Below are 7,587 nucleotides of genomic sequence, written 5' to 3' on the forward strand. Positions count from 1 at the left end.
CCTCGACCTCATCGGGGCTGCGGTCGAACCAGGCGGTGAGACGCGGGTCGTCGTAGTCGTAGGTCGCCGCGTCCAGCACGTCGACGATCAGCGGCACGCCCGAGCCCTTGAGGCTATCGGTCACGAGCGCGGCCAGGCGGCCCTCGTTGCGGACCTGCACCGTAAGCCGGCGCTCGGCCAAGCGCTCGCCGCCGCGGGTCAGCTCCACGCGCAGGCGCGCCGGCCCGTTCGGCAGCAGATGGCCGTGGACCGCGACCCAGGTGCGCTCGACCTGCGGCTCCAGCATCACGGGCTTGTGGAACGCCGGGGCTCCCGCCCCTTCCACCGTGACCGAGAGCTCGGCCGGTCCGGCGCCGGCCTCGCGGGCCCCCAGGTCGATGTCGACCAGCACCAAGCCAGCGGTGGGTTCGGCCTCGGCGGAGGAGACGGCGGAGAGCGCGGCCTGCGGCGGCTTGGGCGCCGACGGCCGCTTGAACAGGTTCAGAAGCGTGCGCACGGCGCTTACGGAAGCCCTGCGCCGCCGGGCAGGTCAAGGGGGCGGACGCCCGCGCGGCGGCGCCGTTGCAACCGCCCAGCCGGGTCCCCAAATATCCCTTTGTCCGGCCACGCCGCGCCGACGCCGGGCGGCACGGTCGGAGAGTCGCTTCTCTGCGAGGGCTCTGATGAACCGGTCTCTACTATTGGACAGCCCCTTCCTTCTGGGCTTCGAACACACCCGCAACCTGATCGAGCGGGCGGCCAAGGCGGCGGCGGAAAGCTATCCGCCGTACAACGTCGAGGATCGCGGCGCGGGCGGTTTGCGCATCACGCTGGCGGTCGCCGGCTTCTCGCCCGATCAACTGCAAGTCACCATCGAGGATCGCCAGCTGGTGATCGCGGGGAAGCGTGACGGCGGCGGGAACAAGCCCGAGGACGCCTATCTCCATCGGGGCATCGCGGCCCGCGGGTTCGTCCGCAGCTTCGTCCTCGCAGACGGCATGGTGGTGGAAGGCGCGAGCCTGGAGCATGGCCTGCTGCACATCGATCTTGCGAGGCCGGAACCGGAAAATCGGGTGCAGACGATCCCCATCCGGACCGCCGGCTAAGCTTTTTGAAGAACTGGAAGAGGGCCGCCGGATCAACCGGGGCCGAATATCAAACGAACGGCCGGCTGAACCGGCGACCGTTCGGAGCGTTGAGTTTCATGGAGGTGGTCATGATGACGCCTGTACTTTCGACTGAAGCCTTTGCGGCCCTGGGCGCCCCGCATCTGGTCTATGTGCGTCCTGTCAAGGCCGCCGAGATCTTGGCGAGTGTGCCTTCGGCGCAGATCCAAGGCTTCGAGCTCGATCCCGAGCAGACCCTTTATGCGGTCCACCGCGCAGACGGCGAACGTCTCGCCGTTCTGACCGACCGCGAATCCGCGGTGGCCGCGGCCCTGGCCCACGAGTTGGCGCCGGTGTCCGTTCACTAGCGGGCCGGACCCTCGAGAGACGCAAAAGGCCGGCGGGAGACCGCCGGCCTTTTCGTCTCCGGAGATGGGCGGATCAGGCCGCGGACGAGCGCGCGGCCCCGCCGTCCTGCACCAAGAGGGCGTAGATCGCATCCGCCGTGCGCGCCTGGCGCAGCTGCTCCCGCAGCTCGGCCTGGCGCAGCAGGCGCGAGACCCGCGCCAGCGCCCGCAGGTGGTCGGCTCCGGCGTCCTTCGGCGCGAATAGCGCGAAGATCAGGTCCACGGGCTTGTCGTCCACCGCGTCGAATTCGACGGGCTGCTCCAGGCGCACGAAGACACCGCGCATGCGCTCCAGCCCCTCGAGCCGGGCGTGCGGCGCGGCCACGCCGTGGCCCACTCCGGTGGAGCCCGCCGCTTCACGCTCGATGAGCGCATCCAGGATGTCGCCCGCGTCCAGCCCGAGCTTGCGGGCGGCGATCTCGGCGACCACAGCCAGGACCTGGCGCTTGCTGGACGCGCTGACGCGCAGGGAGATCGCCGTGCGATCGAGAAGGTCGCCGATATTCATTGGTCTCAGATACTCACAAAGGAACGGCCGGCCCCGGCTCTAGCGGCCGGATGTGACGGTCGTTCGAAAGCGCTAGTGGGCTGGACCGGTTCCCTCCCCGTCTTCCCCGTCGCGGTTCTTCGTCCGCTCGGGATCGATCCAGCCGATGTTTCCATCGGGGCGGCGATATACCACCGAGATTCCGCCGTGCGCAGCGTTCCTGAACACAATTGTTTGAGCTTCGGTCAGGTCGAGCTCCATCACCGCCATCGAAACGGTCATCGTCCGCACCTGCTTTTCGGTCTCGGCGATGATCATGGGCTCGGGGAACGCCTGCGCCTCGTCGCCCTCGTCCTCCTCGTCTTCGTCCAGTTCGGGCGGCCGGATCACGAAATAGGCGGCGCTCTCCGCCTGCTTCGCCACCGCCTGCTGGTGATGGTCTTTCAGCCGATTCTTGTAGCGCCGGATGCGCTTGGCCATCTTCTGCATCGCGACGTCGAACGCCATGTGGGCGTCGCCGCCGACCCCGTGGGTCGTCAGCTGCTGCCCCGAGGCGAGCGTGACCGCGCAGTCCACCTTGAAGGAATTCCCTTCGCGGCTGACCACCACGTCGGCTCCGCCGCCGCGGTCGAAATACTTCTCGATGCTGGATGAAAGCTCGTCGGAGACTCGCGCGCGCAGAGCCTCGCCGACGTCGACGTGTTTACCGGTGACTTGGACTTGCATGACACGATGAACGCGCCTGCCGGGAGATGGTGTCAAGCGCCGGTCACGACGATCCACGCATGCTGCATCATGCGCAGGATGATGTGCGCGGCGAGGGCCAGGACCGTACCGCTGATGGCCACCAACGCGTAGCCCACAAGAGCCAGGACGCCGTCCTTCAGGATCAGCGACAGCGACAGCACTGTGACCGCCAGGGCGGGCAGGATGTTGCCGCCCCAGATCGGCAGGATCAGTACGAAGGCCAGGATCGTGCAGACGATGCCGATCAGCCGCTCCCCCACCGGTCCGAACATGAAGGTGAGCCGCGGCTGGGAGATGCCCTCGACGCGCTTCAGCCAGCGGATCAGCCGCGGCATCCTTCCACGCATGTCGTCGAGCGGTACGGCCCGCAGGCGGACACGTTGCGGCAGCCAGGGCGCGTGCCGGCCGATCACCAGCTGGGGCGCGAGCAGCAGCAGCGGCAGGCCGAAGATGGTGGTGCCGCCAGGCGGCAGCGGCAGCAGGCAGAGCAGTCCGAACAGCAGCAACAGCGCGCCCATCGCCCGGCCGCCGAAACGGTCGACCAGCTCAGCCACGGTGATGCGGTCGGACGGCAGGTCCGCCACTTCCTGCAGCACCTCGGACAACGGCCGGTGATAGTCGGCTAGGAGCGTCATTCGCCTTCCATCTGGCGCTTCGAACGAGCTGCGCCAAGGGGCGGAACGCCGATCCGGGCTACACGGCTTCCTTCAACATGCGACGCCGCTCGACGGAAGAGGGGATACGCATGGCTTCGCGGTATTTCGCGACGGTGCGACGGGCGATGTCGACGCCCGCTTCCTTCAGGATCTCGACGATGCGGTCGTCCGAATGGACGTCCTCCTCGCGCGCTTCGGCGTCGATCAGCTGGCGGATCTTGTGGCGCACGCTCTCGGCCGAGTGCGCCTCGCCCCCTTCGCTCGAGGCGATGGCCGATGTGAAGAAGAACTTCATCTCGAACACGCCACGCGGCGTGGCCATGTACTTGTTCGAGGTCACCCGGCTGACCGTGCTCTCGTGCATGCCGATGGCCTCGGCCACGGTCTTCAGGTTCAGCGGCCGCAGGTGCTCGACCCCGAAGGCGAGGAAGGCGTCCTGCTGGCGGACGATCTCGGACGAGACCTTGAGGATGGTCTTGGCCCTCTGGTCCAGGCTCTTCATCAGCCAGTTGGCCTGGGCCATGCAGTCGGCGACGAAGGTCTTCTCCTGGTCGGAGCGCGCCTTGCCGCTGACGTGGGCGTGGTAGCGCTGGTCGACCAGCAGCCGAGGCAGGGTGTCGCCGTTCAGCTCCACGTGCCACAGGCCGCCGGGCCCCTCCCGGACGAAGACGTCCGGCGCCACCGGCTGAGCCGGCTCGCCGCCGAACGCCGCGCCCGGCCGAGGGGTCAGGCCCTTCAGTTCGGCGATCATGTCGCGCAGGTCGTCGTCATCCACGCCACAGACGCGGCGCAGGCTGACCATGTCGCGGCGGGCCAGGAGCGGCAGGTTGTCGAGCAACGCCGCCATGGCCGGATCGTAGCGGTTGCGGTCCTTCAGCTGCAGCATCAGGCACTCGCGGACGTCGCGGGCGCAGACGCCGACCGGCTCGAAGCCGTGCAGCACGCCCAGGACGCGCTCGACGAGGGCCAGTTCGCAGCCGAGCCGCTCGGCGATCTCGGTCAGGTCGACGCGCAGGTAGCCGCCTTCATCCACCGAATCGATCAGGACGCTGGCGATCCCCGCTTCGGCTGGGGCGAGGCCCGCCACGGCGGCCTGGTCGTGCAGGTGCTCGGCCAGGCTCTTCTCGTGGGCCAGGACGCCCTCGAGCCCGTCCAACTCGCCGTCGAAGCCACCGCCTTTGCCGGCGCGAGACCAGTCTACCGAGCCGCCCGCGTCGCCCGCCGGCTCCGGCGCGTCGCCCGTCGCCCGCTCGCCGGGCGAAGCCTCGTCGTGGGCGGCGTCCAGCTCCGCGCGCGCGCCGGCGTCGTCGATGCGGTCCAGGGCGCCGTCGGCCGCCTCGCCGGCGACGGGCGCCTCGGCCTCCGGCTCCTGGTCGCGTTCGTCCCGCTGCAGCAGGGGATTGCGCTCGAGCTCGGCCTCGACGAAGGCCTCGAGCTCAAGGTTCGACATCTGCAGCAGCTTGATGGCCTGCTGCAGCTGGGGCGTGATGACCAGCCCCTGTCCCTGCCGAATCTCGAGCCGCGCGCTGAGCGCCACAAAAGCCCCCTCTGGCCTGTTTCTTGCTGAGGGAGGCTAGAGGTGACTTCCCCACCGATTGGTTAATGGCGCCGTCAGGCGGCCGCGACCGTCTCCACCAGCCACGGAAAGTCGGGGAAGAACCGCGCCATCAGGCGATCGACGTAGGCCACCAGCGGGCCGAACCCCTCGGCCCGCCGCCGCAGGGCTGGATTTGCGGCGGGCGACATCAGCCTCGCCAGGACGGGGAAGACGGCGGCGTCGGCGGCGCAGGGCCGGCGGCCGAACAGATAGGGGCTGTCTTCGAGGACCTCGGCCAGGGCGCCCAGCGAACGGACGGCCAGCACCAGGGCCTCGCGTCCGATCTCGCCGGCTTCGGCGGCCGGCCGCAGGTGGTCCTCGGCCATGCGTTCGATCATCCAGGCCTCGGCCCGCGCACGGGCGTCCAGGCCCTCGTCGAAATCGACGCCGTGCACGCGCTCAAGGAAGGCGCGGACCAGGGCGTCGCCGCCAAGCGCCTGGCCGCAGACCTCCAGCACGGGCGCGCCGGCCAAGCCGATCTCGGCCTTGCGGTACGCCACGCCCGCCATCTGCAGCAGGATCTCGGACTTCATTGCCGGCAGGCAGGTTTCCGGCAGTCCGCCGCCGGGGCCGTGTCCGTGAAGGATGATCATCGCTGCGCTCCGTCCCAGAACCTCTCGGCCGAAGGCCTCATGGCTTGACATGACGTTGGTAGCCCGGCCTTGCTGACAGCATTCTGTCAGCAGCTGGCGGGAGGCCAGGGTGCGCCGCGCAGATCGTCTCTTCCAAATCATCCAGATCCTGCGCCGCAGCCGGCAACCCGTCACGGCCGACGCCATCGCGGAGGAGCTGGAAACCTCGAAGCGCACCGTCTACCGCGACATTGCCGACCTGATCGGCCAGCGCGCGCCGATTCGGGGCGAGGCCGGCGTGGGTTACATCCTGGAAGACGGCTTCGACCTGCCGCCGCTGATGCTGACGCCGGACGAAGTGGAGGCGGCCGTGCTGGGGGCCCAGATGGTGGCGGCTCGTGGCGACCCGGCGCTGAAGCGCGCCGCCGAGGACCTGGTCGCCAAGATCGCGGCCGTGATACCCGAGCAGTTGCGGCCTCTGGTCCTGGAGCCGGCCACCCGCGCGGCGCCGGCGTGGCACGCCCTCCCCGACAACCTCGACATGGCCGAGGTCCGCCGCGCCATCCGGGCCGGCCGCAAGATCACCCTCACCTACCGGGACGAGCAGGAGCGCGAGACGCGCCGAACGGTCTGGCCCTTCGCCATCGGCTACTACGAGACGAGCCGCCTGCTCGTGACCTGGTGCGAGCTGCGCCAGGCCTTCCGCAGCTTCCGGACCGATCGCGTGTCGGCGGCGGAGTTCACCGACGAGCGCTACCCCGAGCGGCCGGCGACGCTCCGCGCCCGCTGGCGGCGCATGCGCGAAGAGCACTGGCAGAAGATGAAGGAAGCGAGCTGAGCCGCTCGCCAAGGCCTAGGTGAACCGGTCGCCCAGGTAGACGCGACGCACTTCCGGGTCGTCGACGATCTCGTCCGGGCCGCCCTCGAACAGCACCTCGCCCGCATGGATGATCGAGGCGCGGTCGATGATGTCCAGTGTCTCGCGGACGTTGTGGTCGGTGATCAGGATGCCGATGCCACGCTGCTTCAGGTAGCTGATGACCTCGCGGATGTCGGCGATGGCCAGCGGATCGATCCCAGCGAAAGGTTCGTCCAGCAGCATGAAGGACGGCTCGGAGGCCAGCGCCCGCGCGATCTCCACCCGCCGCCGCTCGCCGCCCGACAGGGACACGGCGGGGGCGTTGCGCAGGTGCTCGATGTGAAGCTCTTCGAGCAGACGCGTGACCGTGGCCCGCGCCTCCTTGGGATCGCGCTGGCGCAGCTCGACCACCGCCATCACGTTCTCGCACACGGTCATACCGCGGAAGATCGACGTTTCCTGGGGCAGGTAGCCCACGCCCATCCGGGCGCGCTGATACATCGGCTGGGCGGTGATGTTCTCGCCGTCCAGGTAGATCGCGCCGTAGTCGGCCGGGATGAGGCCGGTGATCATGTAGAAGGTGGTCGTCTTACCGGCGCCGTTCGGGCCCAGCAGGCCCGCGACCTCGCCGCGGCCGAGCCGCAGCGACACGCCCTTCACCACCGGACGGCCCCGGAACGACTTGCCGATGTTGTCGACGACGAGCCCGTCCGCCGGCACGCCGGCCCGCGTGTCGATCCGCTCCGGCTTCGTCACGGGTTGGACTTCTTGCTGGGATAAAAGACGCCGCGCGGCCGGGCGGGCTGGTTCCGGCCCCGGGCCGAGCCCTCCATCTTCCCTTCGCCGGTGCGGGTGTTGAACACCATGCGCGTGCCGCGCAGCACGTTCTGGCCCTGCACGGCCACCACGTCCCCGGTCAGCACGACGGTCTCGTTGCTCGCGTCATAGACGCCGTTGTCTCCGCGCACCCGCTGCTGGGGGGTCACATAGTAGACGCCGCCCTCGGCTTCCAGGCGGGTGAGCTCGCCACAGCCGCCCGCTGCGCCCGGCTTGGCCGCGCCCTTGGCCAGATACATCCGCATGACGTTCGCGCGCAGCCGGCTATCGCCCTGCAGCGCCTCGGCGTTGCCGCGCCAGATCGAGATGCAGGCGCTCTGCTGGACCTCGAGTTCGTCGG

11 protein-coding genes are annotated in these 7,587 nt (G+C 69.3%); 3 read left to right on the top strand and 8 right to left on the bottom strand.

Annotated features, from left to right (window positions below):
• Nucleotides 1–496, bottom strand: a 496-nt coding sequence (locus RIF93_RS16610) for a hypothetical protein (protein WP_309092563.1), incomplete at its 3' end; no start/stop codon positions are given.
• Between the two features lie 166 nt (nt 497–662).
• Here RIF93_RS16610 and RIF93_RS16615 point away from each other — a divergent pair.
• Complete coding sequence (locus RIF93_RS16615) at nt 663–1,085, top strand: Hsp20 family protein (protein ID WP_309092564.1); 423 nt, start codon at nt 663–665, stop codon at nt 1,083–1,085.
• Between the two features lie 98 nt (nt 1,086–1,183).
• The gene (locus RIF93_RS16620) at nt 1,184–1,453 is read left to right on the top strand and encodes a DUF1150 domain-containing protein (protein WP_309092565.1); all 270 of its coding nucleotides are present in this window, start codon (nt 1,184–1,186) and stop codon (nt 1,451–1,453) included.
• Between the two features lie 73 nt (nt 1,454–1,526).
• Here RIF93_RS16620 and ptsN read toward each other — a convergent pair whose 3' ends face one another.
• The 5 genes from ptsN to RIF93_RS16645 all read right to left on the bottom strand — a co-directional run bounded on the left by ptsN (nt 1,527) and on the right by RIF93_RS16645 (nt 5,572).
• A complete protein-coding gene (gene ptsN / locus RIF93_RS16625) occupies nt 1,527–2,000 on the bottom strand; it encodes a PTS IIA-like nitrogen regulatory protein PtsN (RefSeq protein WP_309092566.1) in 474 nt (157 codons plus the stop codon).
• 72 nt (nt 2,001–2,072) lie between these two features.
• Nucleotides 2,073–2,705, bottom strand: coding sequence for a ribosome hibernation-promoting factor, HPF/YfiA family (gene hpf, locus RIF93_RS16630; RefSeq protein WP_309092572.1), 633 nt, complete (start codon nt 2,703–2,705; stop codon nt 2,073–2,075).
• Between the two features lie 32 nt (nt 2,706–2,737).
• Nucleotides 2,738–3,361: an exopolysaccharide biosynthesis protein gene (locus RIF93_RS16635; RefSeq protein WP_309092567.1), complete on the bottom strand. Its 624-nt coding sequence runs from the start codon at nt 3,359–3,361 to the stop codon at nt 2,738–2,740.
• 58 nt (nt 3,362–3,419) lie between these two features.
• Nucleotides 3,420–4,919 (bottom strand): RNA polymerase factor sigma-54, encoded by a 1,500-nt coding sequence (rpoN, locus tag RIF93_RS16640; protein WP_309092568.1) that lies wholly within the window; start codon nt 4,917–4,919, stop codon nt 3,420–3,422.
• A 74-nt stretch (nt 4,920–4,993) separates the two neighbouring features.
• Nucleotides 4,994–5,572 carry a glutathione S-transferase family protein gene (locus RIF93_RS16645; protein WP_309092569.1) on the bottom strand — a complete coding sequence of 193 codons (579 nt, stop codon included), beginning with the start codon at nt 5,570–5,572 and terminating at the stop codon, nt 4,994–4,996.
• A 109-nt stretch (nt 5,573–5,681) separates the two neighbouring features.
• On the opposite strand from RIF93_RS16645, the gene RIF93_RS16650 reads away from it, so the two are divergent.
• Nucleotides 5,682–6,389, top strand: a complete 708-nt coding sequence (locus RIF93_RS16650) for a YafY family protein (protein WP_309092570.1) — start codon at nt 5,682–5,684, stop codon at nt 6,387–6,389.
• Between the two features lie 15 nt (nt 6,390–6,404).
• Here RIF93_RS16650 and lptB read toward each other — a convergent pair whose 3' ends face one another.
• Nucleotides 6,405–7,130, bottom strand: coding sequence for an LPS export ABC transporter ATP-binding protein (gene lptB, locus RIF93_RS16655; RefSeq protein ID WP_309092573.1), 726 nt, complete (start codon nt 7,128–7,130; stop codon nt 6,405–6,407).
• A 32-nt stretch (nt 7,131–7,162) separates the two neighbouring features.
• Nucleotides 7,163–7,587 (bottom strand): LptA/OstA family protein (locus RIF93_RS16660; protein ID WP_309092571.1); only part of this gene is annotated, 425 nt, incomplete at its 5' end.

This window comes from Phenylobacterium sp., from assembly GCF_031181185.1.
Classification (GTDB): Bacteria; Pseudomonadota; Alphaproteobacteria; order Caulobacterales; family Caulobacteraceae; genus Phenylobacterium.

What these genes read in the sequence shown, in the direction of transcription:
- RIF93_RS16615 (WP_309092564.1), top strand. Translation starts at nt 663, where the DNA reads ATGAACCGGTCTCTACTATTGGACAGCCCCTTCCTTCTGGGCTTCGAA.
- RIF93_RS16620 (WP_309092565.1), top strand. Translation starts at nt 1,184, where the DNA reads ATGGAGGTGGTCATGATGACGCCTGTACTTTCGACTGAAGCCTTTGCG.
- RIF93_RS16645 (WP_309092569.1), bottom strand. Translation starts at nt 5,572, where the DNA reads ATGATCATCCTTCACGGACACGGCCCCGGCGGCGGACTGCCGGAAACC.
- ptsN (WP_309092566.1), bottom strand. Translation starts at nt 2,000, where the DNA reads ATGAATATCGGCGACCTTCTCGATCGCACGGCGATCTCCCTGCGCGTC.
- RIF93_RS16635 (WP_309092567.1), bottom strand. Translation starts at nt 3,361, where the DNA reads ATGACGCTCCTAGCCGACTATCACCGGCCGTTGTCCGAGGTGCTGCAG.
- hpf (WP_309092572.1), bottom strand. Translation starts at nt 2,705, where the DNA reads ATGCAAGTCCAAGTCACCGGTAAACACGTCGACGTCGGCGAGGCTCTG.